The following is a 15,738-nucleotide window of genomic DNA, read 5'->3' on the forward strand; positions in this document are numbered from 1 at the left end:
CGCCGATGGCAAGTGCAAGTCCGCGCAGGACGCGCGGGCCCGATGGCTATCGCAAATGCGACAGCGGCAGCGGCCCGTCGCGCTTGAGCGCGGTCAGCACAATGTTGGACCGCACACTCTCCACGCCTGGCACGCGCATCAGCTTCTTCATGGTGAATTCGGCCAGGGTCGGCAGGTCCGGCACCATGATGCGCAGCAGGTAGTCGGCCTCGCCGGCCACGGAGTAGCACTCCTGCACCTCCTCCAGCAGCAGGATGTCCTCGCGAAAGCGCTCGACGATGGTATCGCCATGGTGGGCCAGCTTGACGCTGGTAAAGACCAGCACGCCGAGGCCGAGCGCCGGCGGCGACAGCACCACGCGGTAGCCGGTGATGACGCCGTCGGCTTCCAGCCGCGCCAGGCGCCGCCCGATCTGGCTGGGTGAAAGATGGATGCGCTCGGCGAGCTGCTGGTGGGTGGAACGGCCGTCGGTCTGCAACGCCGCCAGCAGCGCGAGGTCGAATGGGTCGAGGTTGATCATGGTTGGGTCGCTTCGATCGCGTTAGTCGAGTCAGAATCGCTTCTTGTTGTGCACTACGCCGGAAGGAATGCTAACCCTCCCGGCCTGGTGGCGGCGCGCCGATTGTCGGCAGCAACGCACCCGCGCAGATTTCACGCATAAAATAACAAATTCTTGCGCGCTCAATGCATCACTATACGAAAGTAAGCCGTTTTTGCGGGCCATCTGCGTCATCTCCTCGCTAAACTGTGCGGTAAATCTGCAGGAGATAAGACATCATGGACGCCATGGCTACCGCCACCCAGGCAAGCAACGCCCAAGCCAGCTTTGCCGGCACCCTGACCGATAAGCTGAAAGAGCAGTTCGACGCCGGCCTGCTGTCCGGCCAGGCGCTGCGCGACGATTTCACCATCGCACAGCCGCTGGAGCGCTATACCGAGACCGACCACGCGGTATGGCGCAAGCTGTACGACCGCCAGGCCACCATGCTGCGCGGCCGCGTCTGCGACGAATTCCTGCAGGGCCTGTCCACGCTGGGCATGGAGCGCGACCGCGTACCCAGCTTCGACCAGCTCAATGAGACCCTGATGCGCGCCACAGGCTGGCAGGTGGTGGCGGTGCCCGGCCTGGTGCCGGATGCCGTGTTCTTCGAGCACCTGGCCAACCGGCGCTTTCCCGCCAGCTGGTGGATGCGCAAGCCCGAGCAGCTCGACTACCTGCAGGAGCCCGACTGCTTCCACGACGTGTTCGGCCACGTGCCGCTGCTGATCAACCCGGTCTTCGCCAACTACATGGAAGCCTACGGCAAGGGCGGGCTCAAGGCCGCCTCGCTGGGCGCGCTCGACATGCTGGCGCGGCTGTACTGGTACACCGTGGAGTTCGGCCTGATCCGCACGCCGGAAGGCCTGCGCATCTACGGCGCGGGGATCCTGTCGAGCCAGGGCGAGTCGATCTACAGCCTGGATTCGGCCAGCCCCAACCGCATCGGCTTCGATGTGCGCCGCATCATGCGCACGCGCTACCGCATCGACACCTTCCAGAAGACGTACTTCGTGATCGACAGCTTCGACCAGCTGTTCGACGCTACCCGCCCGGATTTCGCGCCGCTCTACGAGGAACTGCGCGCGCTGCCCACGCTGGGCGCCGGCGACGTGGCCGCCACCGACCTCGTGCTCAACCGCGGCACGCGTGAAGGCTGGGCCGACAGCGACGACGTCTGATCCCGGCTCCGGCTGCCTTTGCACAACGGCTGCAGGCTGCCCACGCACGCACTTTGTGAAACAATGACGGCATGCCCGCCCGGCCCCCAGCCCCGACCCAGGTCGCACAGGCTGGAAGGCTGCGCGGGCGGGCCGGTTTCATCCTTTGCTTATCCCTTTCCGACCATCGAGCCCATCATGTCCCCTGCGCCCCTCGTGCCCCTTTCGCTGGAAGAACGTGCACCGCTGCTGGCTGCCCTGCCCGGCTGGAGCCTCGTCGAAGACCGCGACGCGATCCACAAGCGCTTTACCTTTGCCGACTTCAACGCCGCCTTCGCCTTCATGACGCGCGTGGCGCTGGCGGCGGAAAAAGCCGACCACCATCCCGAATGGTTCAACGTCTACAACCGGGTCGATATCACCCTGTCCACCCATGACGCCAATGGCCTGACCCGGCGCGATACCGACCTGGCGGGCTTTATCGAACGCGCTGCCGCGTCGCTGGCCAAAGCCTGAGCACACCGCATGCGGCAACGCAGGGGACTGTAGGCAAACCGAAAGGTCGGAGGCGGCCCCGCCCTGTACAATCGGTGGCTAACCGGTTAATCAACGCACCGGTTTATTGCTTTCCCGTTCCTTTCCAGCTTCCTCCTGCCCCCATGCGTATCCTTCTGATCGAGGACGACCGCCAGATTGCCAGTGGCGTCGAAGCCGGCCTGTCCCAGGCCGGCCATCAGGTGCGCGTGGTGCACGACGGCGTCTACGCCACCGAGCACCTGCTGCGCGAACAGCATGACCTCGTCATCCTCGACCTGGGCCTGCCCGGCATCGACGGCATGACCCTGCTGGCGCGCTACCGCGCCCGCAACCGCACCACGCCCGTCATCATCCTGACTGCGCGCGACGAGCTCGAAGACAAGCTATCCGGTCTGAACGCCGGCGCCGACGACTACCTCGTCAAACCCTTTGCCCTGCCGGAGCTGGAAGCACGCGTGCGCGTGCTGCTGCGGCGCAGCCAGCATGGCGAGGCCGCGCCCGAGCGCGACGTGCGGCTGGGCCGGCTGCGCCTGTCGGGCAACGACCGCCGCATGTTTATCGACGGCAAGCCGCTGGAACTCTCCCCGCGTGAGTTCGCCGTGCTGGAACTGCTGTTGCAGCGCCAGGGCCGCGTGGTCAGCAAGGCGCAGCTGCAGGACCACCTCGCCACCTTCGCCCATCCCGCGGGCGAAGGCGGCGACACGGTCGGCGACACCGCCATCGAAGTCTATGTGCACCGCGTGCGCAAGAAGCTGGAAGAAAGCGACGTGGAGATCGTCACGGTGCGCGGCTTCGGCTACCTGCTGCAGATTCGCGCCGGCACCTGACGCCGCGCACAGAGCAAGCCCGCCATGTGGCTGCGCCCACGTCCTCCCCAGCCGCCCGAGGGCCTGACCGGCACCGCTGGCGGCGTATCCGGAAAGCCTGCCGCAGCGGCGGAACAACCCTCGGCGGCGGCACCCGCGCGCACCGCCTCCACGCAAAGCCTGCGCGTGCACCTGCTGCGCGCGCTGGCCACGCCGCTGTTTGCGCTGGTACTGACCAGCGGCTCGCTCTCCTACTGGCTGGCCGCGCACTACACCACGCAGGTATTCGACCGCGCCCTGTACGGCGTGGCCAACAATATCGCCCAGCAGATCCGCATTGCCGGCCCGCGCCTGGAGCAGGACATCCCGATGATCGCGCAGACGCTGGTCGAGGCCGAAGGCACCGACCGCATCTACTGGCGCATCCACGGCCCGGACGGGCTGATCGGCGGCATGGACACCTGGCTGGGCTACGGCACCGGACAGACATCGCTGCACGATGCGCGGCTGTTCTACGCCTGGTTCAGCGGGCGCCAGGTGCGCGCCGTGCGGCTGCCGGTCAACCTGCCCAGCCCGGCTTCGGACGAACTGGCCACCAGCGAGGCTGGCCGCGCCCCGCGTGGGCCCATCGTGGTGGAAGTGGCGGAGTTGCTGGACCGGCGCGAAACCGCCGCCAACGAGATCCTGCTGTCGGTGTCGGTGCCGCTGATCCTGCTGCTGGTGGTGGGCAGCCTGATCCTTTCGCACGTGCTCAAGGAAGAGCTGGTGCCTTTGCAGATCCYCACCGACAAGCTCAATCGCCAGACCGCGCGCTCGCTGGCGCCGCTCGATGAAACCCAGGTGCCGGCCGAAGTGGAGCCGCTGATCCGTGCGCTCAATGCGCTGCTGGCCAGGCTGCGCGACGCGCTTGATGCGCAGCGCAAGTTCATCGCCGACGCCGCGCACCAGTTGCGCACGCCGCTGACCGCCGTCAAGCTACATGCCGACCGCGCGGTGCAGTCGAACGATCCCGCGGTGACGGACCACGCCCGCCGCAGGCACTCGCGCGCCAGATCGACCTGGGCTTCGAGACCTTGCCCGGCCCCACCTTTACCGGCGCGGCACCGTCCACCGTGCGCGGCAACCGGCTGCTGATGCGCGAAGCGCTCAGCAACCTGATCGACAATGCCGTGAAATATGTGCCGCCCGGCGGACGCATCACCGTGCGTGCCGGCGGCGAGGCACTTGGCCATCGCGGCATGGCGGTCGTGATGGTGGAAGACAACGGGCCTGGCATCGCCCTGGCGCGCCGCGAGGAAGTCTTCAAGCGCTTCTTCCGGGGCGACCATACGCCGGGCCCCAATGCGCCGGCGCAACCGCCCGGCGGCGCCGGCCTGGGGCTGGCGATCGTGCATGAAATCATCGGGCTGCATCACGGCACCATCCGTATCGAGGATGTGCCCACCACCGGCGAGCAGGCTGAGGCGCGCGGCATGCGTTTTGTGATCCGCATTCCATGCGAGGCGGCGGGCGCCGCCTGAACCGCATCAAGCTGCGGCGCAGATCCGGCATCTGCGCCGCGGCTGGCATTGTTACCGGCCTTTCTTTGCCTTCGGCGCCAGCATGGTCCCGCGGCACTTCGGGCTGCCGCAGCGGCACTCGAATTCCTTCTTGAGCTTCTTGGTGTAGCGCGCGTCGATCACCAGTCCATAGTCGTAGAACAATTCCTCGCCACCGGCGATATCGCGCAGCGCGTGGATGAATACACGCCCCTTCTTCTCACGCGCCTCGCAATTGGGTTCGCAAGCATGGTTGATCCAGCGCGCGCGGTTGCCGCCGAACTTGGCGTCGATCACATCGCCGTCTTCCAGGCTGAAATAGAAGGTGTGGTTAGGATCCGCCGGATCGTGCGGATGGCGCTTGAGCGCTTCCTTCCACGAAATATGCTCGCCCTTGTACTCGATGATGCGTTCGCCCTCACCGATCGGCGCGATCGCGTAGACGCCCTTGCCGTGCACGCCCGAACGACGCACTTCGACGCGGTCGGCAGCGGTCTTGCGCTTGCCTTCCTTGGGACTCTTGACGCCCTTGCCGCTCCCTGCGTCTTTCACGTCAGTCCCTTCCTGCTTCAATTCCTCTTGCTTCGCCTGTTCCGCCATGTGCCATCCCGTATTGATCCGCCTGCCACTGCGCGTGGCTGTGCGCCGCCCGGCGCGATGGCGATGATACCTGCCCATATTGGCCGCGGCATCCCCCTTGCCGGCAAATAGACGTTTACGGATGAACCGGCCGGCCCGTATACGTCAAGGCAGGTATACGTACCGCCCGCAAGTCGTGCGTCCCGTCGATTTGCCGCCCGGCAAACAGCCTTAAGAAGCCCTTGTCCACCCGCGTATACGGCACGTATACCGCCATCGGCCAGCCCAGACGATGTGGATAACCCGGCAAAAATCTGTGGATAAAGACATGCGATTCATGTGGGCTGCCTGGGGTTGGCATGGGGACGCGTCAGGCATAAGTCGGAGGGTTGCACCTGGACCCCTCATCCAAAAGGCCAAGTCATCCACGGCAGCCAACATCCGGTCCGACCACTTTTGCTTCCCACAACCCATTGATTTCAAAAGTGTTTACCGGGTTATCCACAGAAAAGGCAGCCGTTTACCTACTACTACTATTTGTATACATTAAAGAAAGAAGTAAACCGAAAGGACAGCGTCCTGCTATCGGCAAAGAAAGAAGGCAGCCGGAAAATAAACTGCCGGAAACCCGCTTCAGGCGGGGCTTCTTTTTTAAGCAAGGCGAAATGACCTGTCGAACTGAGGTTTACTGCGATGTCCCGAAAGGTTTTTTCGCGGGAACTCGACGTATCCGCATGGCGGTGATGGCCAGGCGAGGTGGTATACGCTCGTCCTCGAAGGCTGCGTATACGTTCGACCCCGGTTTACCGACGAGCGCGCTGCGTGGAACGGGGGATTTCTGTGCTGGCGGGGATCTGCGGGCCAAGACGTAAACGCATGCCGTTAGCGCCGCACGCAAGGCATGCACGATGCGAATATCCGCGAAAATCCATTCCCCGTCGGGGGCTATCGGACATGCACAATAGTTCATGAGGTTGCCCGGGAGCGCCTGCGCCCCGTAGCTACGCTGCACTGGGTACGCGTTGCCGGGGGCAGGACTCCGGCTGAAGAGTCGCTCACAGCGCCGCTAAGGCCCTCTGGCGGGCAGAGAGCGCCTGCCAGGGCGGCCACCTGCCGTTGGTGCCGCCTGCGGTCCAGGTATACGCCGGGAAATCGCCCGGATGCCCTGGGCCACACCTCCATCGTGCCAATGCCCCTGAGAGGGGCCAGGAGGCCGCTGTAGCCGTTTTCCAGGCTGGGATGCCCTGTGGGGCACCTATGTACGTTCTTTCGCCTGAGGGCCATCCTGACGCCCTCAAAGGCTCGGCCTGCCCCGCCAAATCCCCCCAAAGCCCCAGCCAGCGCGGGCTGGCGGCGCCTGCGCTGTAACAATCTGTTCCCAGTCCGCCTTGCCCGACACGGTATGATGTGGCCCGCGGCGCCTTTGCCGACGCCGGTGCCCAGTGGGCCGGCCCAGCCAGGCGTCCTTGTTTTATCAACTCGACACGGAGTGAAGCATGACGAAAACCGAACTGATCGACGCCATCGCGGCCGGCGTGGACGGCCTGACCAAGGCCAAGGCAGAACAAGCGCTGAACGTGACGCTTGGCGCCATCATGGAAGCCGTGGCCAAGGGCGACACCCTGAGCCTGATCGGCTTTGGCACCTTCAGCCAGGGCGAGCGCGGCGAGCGCATGGCGCGTAACCCGCGCACCGGCGAAGAAATCAAGGTGGAAGCCGCCAAGACCGTCAAGTTCAAGGCTGGCCAGAAGTTCAAGGACGCAGTGAACCAGTGAGTCCCGCGGGCGGTCTCGTGCCAGCCCCGTTGGATCTACCCCGCCGTGCCGCCACCCGTAGCCTGATGGCGCTGGTGAGCGCCAGGCGGGGGGCGTTATCCACAATATTTGCCCACTGGTTATCCTGCGCCATCGCGGTATACGCCGCACCCCGCGCAAGACCGGTAAGATCGTGCCCTATCGGCGCCTTCCCTCAGTAAATACAAGGGTCTCGGGCGTCCTGCTCAGTAGGCCCCTCATGTCCCGTCGATCGCCGCCAGGCAGATTTCCACAGTTTTATTCACAGCGTTTCCCACAAAATTTTCCACAGGCGCGCCGGCTCGGCCTGAGCTTGCTGACGGCTCTCGCGCTACTGTCGGGTTGCACCACGCCATCCCAGCCGGCGCGGCCCCAGGCTATCCCGTTGCCTGACACCGAACGCCCCGCGACGACACCTGGCGCCACGCAGCGCCAGCGCATTGTCGAGATCGCCTGGCAGGAGTGGCAGCGCTGGGGAGGGCAGACCGTGCGCCTGGGCCGCGACGATACCGCTTGCGTGGCCGATAGCCCACTGCCGGCGCCGGCGCTGCCTGGCCTGCCGGCGGCGACGGATACCGAGGGCAATCCGGACGCCAGCGATGCGACGGGGCGGACGGCCGACCGCGAGGATGAGGAAAGCGGCGAGTCGAGCTGCCTGCACTTTCCCGATGGCACCGGCATGGAAGCCACCGCCCAGGGGTGCCGGCTGGCGCAGCGCTATTGGGCCATCGTCGGCAAGGCGGTCACGTGCCACCAGATCACCCAGGGCAGCTGGGCCTGGTCCGCGGTCTTTATTTCCTGGGTGATGCGCAAGGCGGGCCTGGACGACCGCCAGTTCCTCACCGGCGATTCGCACTCGATGTACGTAGTGGACGCGCGCGACGGCATCCTGCCCGCGCCAGCCTTCCGCATTGAACCGCTGCCGGCCATGCCGCGGCCAGGCGATGTGCTTTGCGCCGGGCGCGGCAGCGACAAATACCTGGCCAGCGTGGCCGCAATCGGCTTTGGCACTACGCCCATGCATTGCGACATCGTCGTCGAGGTGGACCCGGCGGCACGGATGGTCAAGGCGATTGGCGGCAATGTCCAGCAATCGGTCTCGATGGAACTGATCGAGCTGGGAGACTCCGGCATGATCGATGGCGTGACCAACTCGCACATGCCGTGGCTGCTGATCATGCGCAACACCCTGCCTTGAGTGTCGATATGGGCCTGCGGGTACCTCCGGCTTGACCGGCTCCATATAATCATTAACATGGTAATTAATCGAGGCATCGGTATCGCCATGCGCGTGCCGTAGCCCGACCCCACCCGAATAGCACCCCACGGTGCGCGCACCGACGCGCGAAAACGCAGAGGAGACCTGCATGGCTGTCGCTAACTGTCACCCGGCGGAATGGGAGGCGCGCGTCAAGCTCGCCGCCTGCTACCGCATCTTCGACCGGCTGGGCTGGACCGAGCTGATCTACAACCACATCACGCTGCGCCTGCCGCCCGAGGCCGGCGGCGATACCGGCAAGCCACTGTTCCTGATCAACCCGTTCGGCTTGCGCTATGCGGAGGTGACCGCCTCCAACCTGGTGAAGATCGACCTGGCCGGCCAGGTTGTCGGTGAGAGTCCTTGGCCGGTCAATCCTGCCGGCTTCGTGGTGCATGCGGCGATCCACGCCGGTATTCCGGGCGCGCATTGCGTAATGCATACGCACACCACGGCCGGCATGGCGGTGGCGTGCTCGGCGCAGGGCCTGTCGATGAGCAATTTCTATGCAGCGCAATTGTTCGACAAGGTGGCCTACCATCCTTTTGAAGGCATTACCGTGCACGACGAGGAAGGGCCCAGGCTGGTGCGCAATATCGGGGACAAGCCGGCCGTGATCCTGCGCAACCATGGCTTGCTCGCCTGGGGCGACAGCATCGCGCGCACCTTCTCCACCCTCTGGCTGCTAAACCGCGCCTGCGAGATCCAGCTTGCCACGCTGGCCATGGGTGCCGCGCTGCCCGTGCCGGAGGAGATCCAGCGCAAGTGCACGCGCGACTCGCTGCAGTTCAATCCGAAGTTTGGCGCGGGTGAAGACGTGTTCGCGGCGCTGACTCGAGAGATTGATGCTATCGATGGTTCGTATCGTAATTAGATACATATGATTCGTTCCGTAAATAAACAAAGAAACCCACGAGAGTGACGGCCATGACATCTCTTTGCATCGTCGGCGCAGGCGCCGTCGGCGGCTTTATTGGCGCGCGGCTTGCGCGTTCCGGCCAGGGGCTCAATGTGCTGGCGCGCGGCCAGACCTTGTCCACGCTGCGCGCGCAGGGTCTGACCCTGGTCGAAGGCGAACGTAGCGAGACCTTCCAGGTGCACGCGGAAGGCGATCCCGCAGCGCTAGGTACGCAGGACGTGGTGATCCTGGCGGTGAAGGCCCCGGCGTTGCCGCAGCTGGCGCGGGCCATAGGGCCGTTGATCGGCCCCGATACGGTGGTGGTCACGGCCATGAATGGCGTGCCGTGGTGGTTTTTCGAGCGCCCCGGCCCGCACGCGGGGCTGTCGCTGCACACCGTGGATCCGGAAGGCGCCATCGCGCGTGCCATTCCGGCCACGCAGGTGATCGGCTGCGTGGTGCACCTGACGGCCTCCACGCCGGCGCCGGCCACTGTGCGCCATGGCTTTGGCGAGCGCCTGATCCTTGGTGCCGCCGGTGGCGATTCGGGGATGGCGGCCGGCAAGGTCGAAACGGTGGCCAGCCTGCTCGCCCGAGGTGGCCTGGAGATCGAGCGCAGCGCGGCCATCCAGCAGGACATCTGGTTCAAGCTATGGGGCAATATGACGATGAACCCGGTCTCAGTGCTGACCGGCGCGACTTGCGACCGCATCCTCGACGACCCGCTGGTCAACCGCTTCTGCCTGGCGGTGATGGAGGAAGCTGGACGGATCGGCGCGGCTATTGGCTGCCCGATCGCGCAGAGCGGCGAGGAGCGTAGCCAGGTGACGCGCAAGCTGGGAGCCTTCAAGACCTCAATGCTGCAGGATGCCGAGGCGGGGCGGCCACTGGAGATCGACGCGCTGGTGGCCTCAGTGAGGGAAATTGGCGAGCACGTGGGGATTGCTACGCCCAATATCGATGCGCTGCTCGGCCTGGTGCGTCTGCATGCGCAGGTGCGCGGCCTTTACTGAGGGGGATTGGACTGCAGGCAGGGCTTTGAACGATTTGATAGATGGGAATGAGTATTCTCTACATCAATGAATGCTCGCGAAATTTTGGTTGTCGCGATAGATGCAGCGAATATTTGTGTCAGGATCTGATGGTCCCCGCCTACCCGTTCTCTCAGTGAAAATGTCGGAAATCTTCGAAATTCATCAACAGAATGGATGATGACTCGATTTTTGTTCTTATATTTATTTCTGGCAAGAATAAGATGAGGCCCCAGCGGAAGGAGCCCCCCCTTCCCTCAGCCTTGCGCCACGGCGGCGCTGCGCCGGCGCCCCGCCCAGATGCCTTCGATGGCATAGACAGCCAGCGATATCCAGATCATTGCGTACCCGGCCTGCTTGCTTGCCGGGAACGGCTCGTTCCACAGCCACACGCCGAGCAGTAGCTGTAGCGTCGGCCCCGTGTATTGCAGCAGCCCTAGCAAGGACAGCGGGATGCGGCGCGCGCCCGCCGCAAACAACAGCAGGGGGACAGCGGTGACGGGACCGGCCAGCAATGCCAGCAACTGCACGCCGCCGCTGGCTTGGCTGAAGTCCGCCTGCCCGGTGGCGAACAGGTAGGCCAGGGAGCTTGCCGCCAGCGGGAACAACAGCAGGGTCTCCAGCGACAGGCCTTCCAGCGCGCCAAGCGTGGCGGTCTTGCGCAGCAATCCGTACCCGCCAAACGTGGCGGCCAGCGCCAGCGCGATCCACGGCAACTGGCCGGCTGCCACGGTCAGCCAGGCCACTCCCGCGGTCGCCAGCGCGATCGAGGCCCACTGGCCGGGGCGCAGCCGCTCGTGCAGGAACAGCACGCCCAGCAGCACGTTGAACAGCGGATTGATGAAGTACCCCAGGCTTGCGTCCACCACCCGCCCGTTCGATACCGACCAGATGTAGAGAAACCAGTTGCCGCTAAGCAGCAGCGCGCTGGCGGCGAAGCCGGCCAGCAGGCGCGGATTGGACCATACCCCGCGCAGCCAGCCCCAGTGGCGCCGCCAGGTGAGCACCAGGCCCAGGAACACCAGCGACCACACCATCCGGTGCAGCAGGATCTCCATCGGCGCGATGCCGTGCAGGGACTTGATATAAAGCGGCAGCAGGCCCCAGATGGTGTAGGCGAGCAGCGCGTAGATGATGCCGGTTTGCATGAGAAGTCCCAAAGAATCGGGCGATTCTACCGGCGTAAAAAAGCCCGTGCTTGGCACGGGCTTATCGCTTGCGGCGCAGCGGGCAGCGGCCCGCATGTGTCAGGGCATTTACAGCTTGTGCGTGAAGCTGAATTGCGAGAATGCCTGCTCGGCCACATTGAACCAGGCGGCTTCGTTGTTGCGGAATACGCGCCAGTCGTCGTAGATCTTCTTGAACGAAGGATTCTTGGCGTTTTCCTCGGCGTAGGCTTCCTGGGTGGCCTTGAAGCAGGCCTCCATGATCTCCTTGGAGAACGGACGCAGCTTCACGCCGTTCTCCAGCAGGCGCGCCAGGGCTTGCGGATTGACCGTATCGTACTTGGCCATCATGTTGGTGTGGACCTCGATGGTGGCCGTTTCCAGCGCGCGCTTGTACAGCGCGGGCAGCTTCTCGTACTCCGTGGCCGAGGAATAGAAGGACAGCTGCGCGCTGCCTTCCCACCAGCCCGGGTAGTAGTAGTACGGCGCAACCTTGTAGAAGCCCAGTTTCTCGTCATCGTAGGGGCCAACCCATTCGGCCGCGTCGATGGTGCCTTTTTCCAGTGCCGGATAGATGTCGCCGCCGGCGATCTGTTGCGGCACCACGCCCAGGCGCGCCAGCACCACGCCGGCAAATCCGGCGATGCGGTACTTCAGGCCCTGCAGGTCGGCTACCGTCTTGATTTCCTTGCGGAACCAGCCGCCCATCTGCGCGTTGGTATTGCCGCCCAGGAAGTTGACGACGTTGTATTCCTTGAAGAATTCGCGCATCAGCTTCATGCCGTTGCCCTGCAGCATCCAGGCGTTCTGCTGGCGTGCGGTCAGGCCGAAGGGGATGGTGGTGTCAAAGCACAGCGTCGGGTTCTTGCCGAAGTAGTAGTAGCCGGCGGTGTGGCCGATCTGCACCGTGTTGTTCTGTACCGCGTCCAGCACCTGCAGGCCCGGCACGATTTCGCCGGCGGCGAACACCTTGATGTTGAACTTGCCGTCGGTCAGTTCCTTGACCCGGGCCGACAGCAGCTCGGCGCCACCGAAGATGGTATCGAGCGACTTGGGAAAGCTGGAAGCCAGGCGCCATTCCACGGCCGGGTTGCTGCCGATCACGGCCGGTGCGCTGGCACCGGCGGCGGCCGGCGCGGCAGCCTTTTCTTCCTTGCCGCAGGCGGCCAGCGCCCCGGTGGCGGCCACGGCCGATGCCTTCAACAGAAAGGAACGACGTTCCATAACTTCTCCTCTTTATAAATTTTTTGGTGCGGCAGCAGCGTCAGGCACGCTCACGTCATGCGTGGGCATCCGGCTCTGTACCGTGTCGCGCATGAAGCCGGGGTACGGCGGCTGCGCAATTAATGAGCCTGTTACAAAGGCATGCCAGGATCCGCGGATGACCTTGGCATGCCTTTGTAACAGGCTCGGGGGGCGCCGGTCCGTACCCGTCGGACAAGCCCGATGATTATAGCGGTGGCCCTTTCGCCACGGGGAACCGCGAAAGTCCGGGTTTTCGCTAGGAAAGCGCTGCTTTCCGGGTGGTTCCTCCGCCCTGTTCCATATGGTGAAAAGGCCGCCTTTGCCGCGGATTTTGTAACCCCGCTTGCTGTCCAATCGGGCGACTGTTAAAAAATCACGCCTTACTGGTGTTGCCTATGTTGCCTGTTGTCCCGGCCGAATCGGGCCGCCCGCTGCCTCGTCACTCTCGCCGCCTCGCCGTTGCCGTGCTGGCCGCCTGGGGGATAAACGCGTGTGCGCAGGCCGGCACGGGTCTGGCGGCATCGGACGCGCTGGTGGCACCTCCGGCCGTGGCGGTACAGCCCCGGCCCTCGCCACAGGTAGATCCGGAGACAGACCCGCTGGCAGCCTTGGTTGCGCGCGAGTCAGCTGGTGGTGCCGAGACCAGCCCAGCGGTAGTACGCCTGGCTGACGCCGCGCCTGCGGTCATGGAAGCGCCTTCCGTGCCCGTTGCCGCCGCTGCGGCCCCTGCTCCCGCCGATCCTTCCGAGTCCGGTGCACCAGACGCCCCCAAGGCCGGTGCCGCGGACGCCGCCCTGCCAGCCCCGCCGCTTCCGGCCACCTGGGCCAACGCAGGCCTGGCCGACGACGGCATGGAACTCGCCGGACCGCCCGAGCCTGCCTTGCCCCCAGAGCCCGTGATGGCGCCGCCGCCTCCTGTCGTGTTCTTTCCGAAGCGCCTGGGCCAGTTCGTCGCGGAAGCATCGCCGAAGCTGGCCGAGCCGGTCGACGGCGATGCCCCCGAGGCGCCAGCCAGCGAGGGCTTCGCCCTGGTCTCGCAGTTGCCGGTCGACGATCCGGCCGGCGACCAGGTCTGGCGGCTAGGTTACAGCGGACGAGCTGCCTATGACGACCGCAACACGGCCACGCGTGCCTGCGCCGGTGGCGGCACGCTGTCCACCGGCGTAGGCGGAGGGCTGGCCTGCCGCAGCACGGGCGAGGTCAAGCTCAAGGAATCGCTGTTCGCCCTGGATGGCGGCGGCCAGGTGCAACTGGTGGCGCAGGCCAAGGGGACGGATGCCACCTCGGTCAATGGCCGCCCGGCAGCGGTCGATCCGTATGCCCTGCTGCCCCAGATCTATACCTCGGTCAGTGGCCTGTCGGTACTCGACGGCGCCACCATGTGGGCTGGCCGGCGCGAGACCTCGGCCTTCCTGATGTCCTCGGGACTGCTTCCGCCCACCTCCCCGGCAATGCGCTTCGGCGTGGACAATGCACGCTTTGGCGATATCGCGCTCAATTACCAGTACACCGCGCGCAACGATCTCAATGGCGCCAACCTGCCTAGTTACCATTCGCTGCGCACCGCCCCCATCACGACCAACGAGAAAGGCTCGGTGCAACTCGGCTATACGCGGGTGGAAGCGCAGCCGCTGATCCAGCAGACCGGCAGCGCATGGTGGGTGTCGGCCATGCACGAGCAACAGGGCGTGCTCGCCGGGACCAATCGTTTCGGCATGCAGTTTGGCGAAGGCAGCCGTAATGCGCTGACTGGCTACACAGGCATGGGTCCTGCGTTGTCCCGAGTACGCCTGGCCGAATCGATGGAATGGAAGCAACGCTCCGGCCTGGGCCTGGCAGGCTCGGTCGAGTCCAGCATGCAGTTCGACCGCTCGCCGGTCGGAACGCTGCAATGGATAGCCACGCGCGTGCGTCCCGCCTACATCGCCAGCGAGCAGTTCAAGCTTACCTTCGAGGTGGCGCGTGACCAGATTTCCTCGGGTTTTGGCGCGAGCGGGCAACGCACCGCCCTGACCGTGGCGCCGACTTTCACGCTTGGCAAGGCGGCCGGCAATGCCAACCTGCGCGCTTTCTACACGTACAGCAAGGCCAGCGACGTGGATGGCATAGCGTTCGCCTCGCCGGCGGATACGTGGGCCTCGCAAACGTCCGGCTCCATCTTCGGCGTCCAGCTCAATCGGCGCTGGTAGCGGCCGGAGTGGCCGCCGGGCCAGGCGTCGGCCATGCCGCCGTTTGCTTCGCATGTGAACGGCCCGGCAGCGCTGCCGGCGCGCGCAGCAACCAGTGGAAGATCAGCGTGGCGCTCAACCCTCCCGCCAGTTGCGCCAGCATGAAGCCGGGCACATCGATGGCACGGATACCTGTGAAGGTTGCCGTCAACGCACAGGCAATGGTGAGTGCCGGGTTGGCAAAAGAGGTTGATGCTGTGAACCAGTAGCCAGCCGTGATATAGGCCGCCACGGCGAACGGAACCAGGCCGGGCCGGCTGCGTCCGGTACCGGTGGCCACGCTGATCAGGCCGAAGGTGGCCACGAACTCGCTCCACCACATCGATGTCCCGGTGCGGCTTTGTGCCGACCAGGCCAGCATCGGCTCGCCAAACATCGCATGCGCGCAGATGACGCCCGCGATGGCGCCAGCAGCCTGTACCAGCGCATAGCGCCACGCATCGCGTGCCGGCAGCGTGCCCTGTACCAATGCACAAAGGCTTACCACGGGGTTGAAATGACCGCCCGATACCGGTCCCAGCGCCAGCAGCAACGCGATGAGCCCACCCCCCGTGGCCAGCGAATTCGCCAGCAATGCCAGTGCGACATTGCCACCGGCCAGCTGCTGCGCGCGAATGCCGGAACCCACCACCACTGCAACCAGCAACGCTGTGCCCAAGGCTTCGGCCACCAGGCGCCTGGCCAGTGTGCTCGCAGGCACGGGTACGGCGCGTCCATGCGGTTCAGCGGTCATTACATCGTCGGGGTGCTTGCGCATCGGGTTTGCTTGGCATGGCCTGGAAACCGCCTCGGACATGGAATCAGTCCTCGCCGCGGGAGCGCGCAGTGTTCGTTTTTCGTCTTCCGGCGTCAATGCACGCGCGGCTAGTTTTGAATGAACTGGTGGTATCGAATGCGCGGCGTGTTTTGCCAGATGGCTACCCGCACGGCACGGATACGAAGCGTGCAATGATGAAATTCG

The 15,738-nt window shown here is 65.0% G+C and carries 13 protein-coding genes and 1 pseudogene; 9 read left to right on the top strand and 5 right to left on the bottom strand.

The window, feature by feature from the left end; genetic code table 11:
- Positions 1 to 46: 46 nt before the first annotated feature.
- Complete coding sequence (locus tag AC1DN0_RS09850) at positions 47 to 520, bottom strand: Lrp/AsnC family transcriptional regulator (RefSeq protein WP_035865659.1); 474 nt, start codon at positions 518 to 520, stop codon at positions 47 to 49.
- 266 nt (positions 521 to 786) lie between these two features.
- Between AC1DN0_RS09850 and phhA the strand changes: the two genes are divergently transcribed.
- From phhA to AC1DN0_RS09870, 4 genes and pseudogenes are all read left to right on the top strand, one after another.
- The gene (gene phhA, locus AC1DN0_RS09855) at positions 787 to 1,719 is read left to right on the top strand and encodes a phenylalanine 4-monooxygenase (RefSeq protein ID WP_441632557.1); all 933 of its coding nucleotides are present in this window, start codon (positions 787 to 789) and stop codon (positions 1,717 to 1,719) included.
- Between the two features lie 177 nt (positions 1,720 to 1,896).
- Positions 1,897 to 2,214 carry a 4a-hydroxytetrahydrobiopterin dehydratase gene (locus tag AC1DN0_RS09860; protein ID WP_045241992.1) on the top strand — a complete coding sequence of 106 codons (318 nt, stop codon included), beginning with the start codon at positions 1,897 to 1,899 and terminating at the stop codon, positions 2,212 to 2,214.
- A 143-nt stretch (positions 2,215 to 2,357) separates the two neighbouring features.
- A complete protein-coding gene (locus AC1DN0_RS09865; protein ID WP_035865653.1) occupies positions 2,358 to 3,062 on the top strand; it encodes a response regulator transcription factor in 705 nt (234 codons plus the stop codon).
- 24 nt (positions 3,063 to 3,086) lie between these two features.
- Positions 3,087 to 4,561: pseudogene (locus AC1DN0_RS09870) on the top strand (sensor histidine kinase).
- 51 nt (positions 4,562 to 4,612) lie between these two features.
- On the opposite strand, the gene AC1DN0_RS09875 reads toward AC1DN0_RS09870, so the two are convergent.
- Entirely contained in the window at positions 4,613 to 5,179 is a 567-nt protein-coding gene (locus AC1DN0_RS09875) for an SET domain-containing protein (RefSeq protein ID WP_441632531.1), read from the bottom strand.
- A gap of 1,475 nt (positions 5,180 to 6,654) precedes the next feature.
- Between AC1DN0_RS09875 and AC1DN0_RS09880 the strand changes: the two genes are divergently transcribed.
- The 4 genes from AC1DN0_RS09880 (at position 6,655) to AC1DN0_RS09895 (ending at position 10,120) form a co-directional block, all read left to right on the top strand.
- Positions 6,655 to 6,933 (top strand): HU family DNA-binding protein, encoded by a 279-nt coding sequence (locus tag AC1DN0_RS09880; RefSeq protein ID WP_006162250.1) that lies wholly within the window; start codon positions 6,655 to 6,657, stop codon positions 6,931 to 6,933.
- Between the two features lie 238 nt (positions 6,934 to 7,171).
- Entirely contained in the window at positions 7,172 to 8,149 is a 978-nt protein-coding gene (locus tag AC1DN0_RS09885) for a DUF2272 domain-containing protein (protein WP_441632534.1), read from the top strand.
- Positions 8,150 to 8,318: 169 nt separating this feature from the next.
- On the top strand, positions 8,319 to 9,083 hold the full coding sequence (locus tag AC1DN0_RS09890) for a class II aldolase/adducin family protein (protein WP_441632536.1): 765 nt from the start codon (positions 8,319 to 8,321) through the stop codon (positions 9,081 to 9,083).
- 53 nt (positions 9,084 to 9,136) lie between these two features.
- On the top strand, positions 9,137 to 10,120 hold the full coding sequence (locus AC1DN0_RS09895) for a 2-dehydropantoate 2-reductase (RefSeq protein ID WP_441632538.1): 984 nt from the start codon (positions 9,137 to 9,139) through the stop codon (positions 10,118 to 10,120).
- A gap of 275 nt (positions 10,121 to 10,395) precedes the next feature.
- On the opposite strand, the gene rarD is transcribed toward AC1DN0_RS09895, so the two are convergent.
- Both rarD and AC1DN0_RS09905 read right to left on the bottom strand, forming a co-directional pair.
- Positions 10,396 to 11,286 (bottom strand): EamA family transporter RarD, encoded by an 891-nt coding sequence (gene rarD, locus AC1DN0_RS09900; protein WP_441632540.1) that lies wholly within the window; start codon positions 11,284 to 11,286, stop codon positions 10,396 to 10,398.
- Between the two features lie 108 nt (positions 11,287 to 11,394).
- A complete protein-coding gene (locus AC1DN0_RS09905) occupies positions 11,395 to 12,528 on the bottom strand; it encodes a TRAP transporter substrate-binding protein (RefSeq protein WP_441632542.1) in 1,134 nt (377 codons plus the stop codon).
- Between the two features lie 416 nt (positions 12,529 to 12,944).
- Here AC1DN0_RS09905 and AC1DN0_RS09910 point away from each other — a divergent pair, with 416 nt between their 5' ends.
- On the top strand, positions 12,945 to 14,738 hold the full coding sequence (locus AC1DN0_RS09910; RefSeq protein WP_441632544.1) for a carbohydrate porin: 1,794 nt from the start codon (positions 12,945 to 12,947) through the stop codon (positions 14,736 to 14,738).
- On the opposite strand, the gene AC1DN0_RS09915 is transcribed toward AC1DN0_RS09910, so the two are convergent.
- The gene (locus AC1DN0_RS09915) at positions 14,722 to 15,510 is read right to left on the bottom strand and encodes an aquaporin (protein WP_441632559.1); all 789 of its coding nucleotides are present in this window, start codon (positions 15,508 to 15,510) and stop codon (positions 14,722 to 14,724) included. The two genes, AC1DN0_RS09910 and AC1DN0_RS09915, sit on opposite strands and share 17 nt — an antisense overlap.
- Between the last annotated feature and the right edge of the window lie 228 nt (positions 15,511 to 15,738).

Source organism: Cupriavidus sp. 05N39, assembly GCF_056397325.1.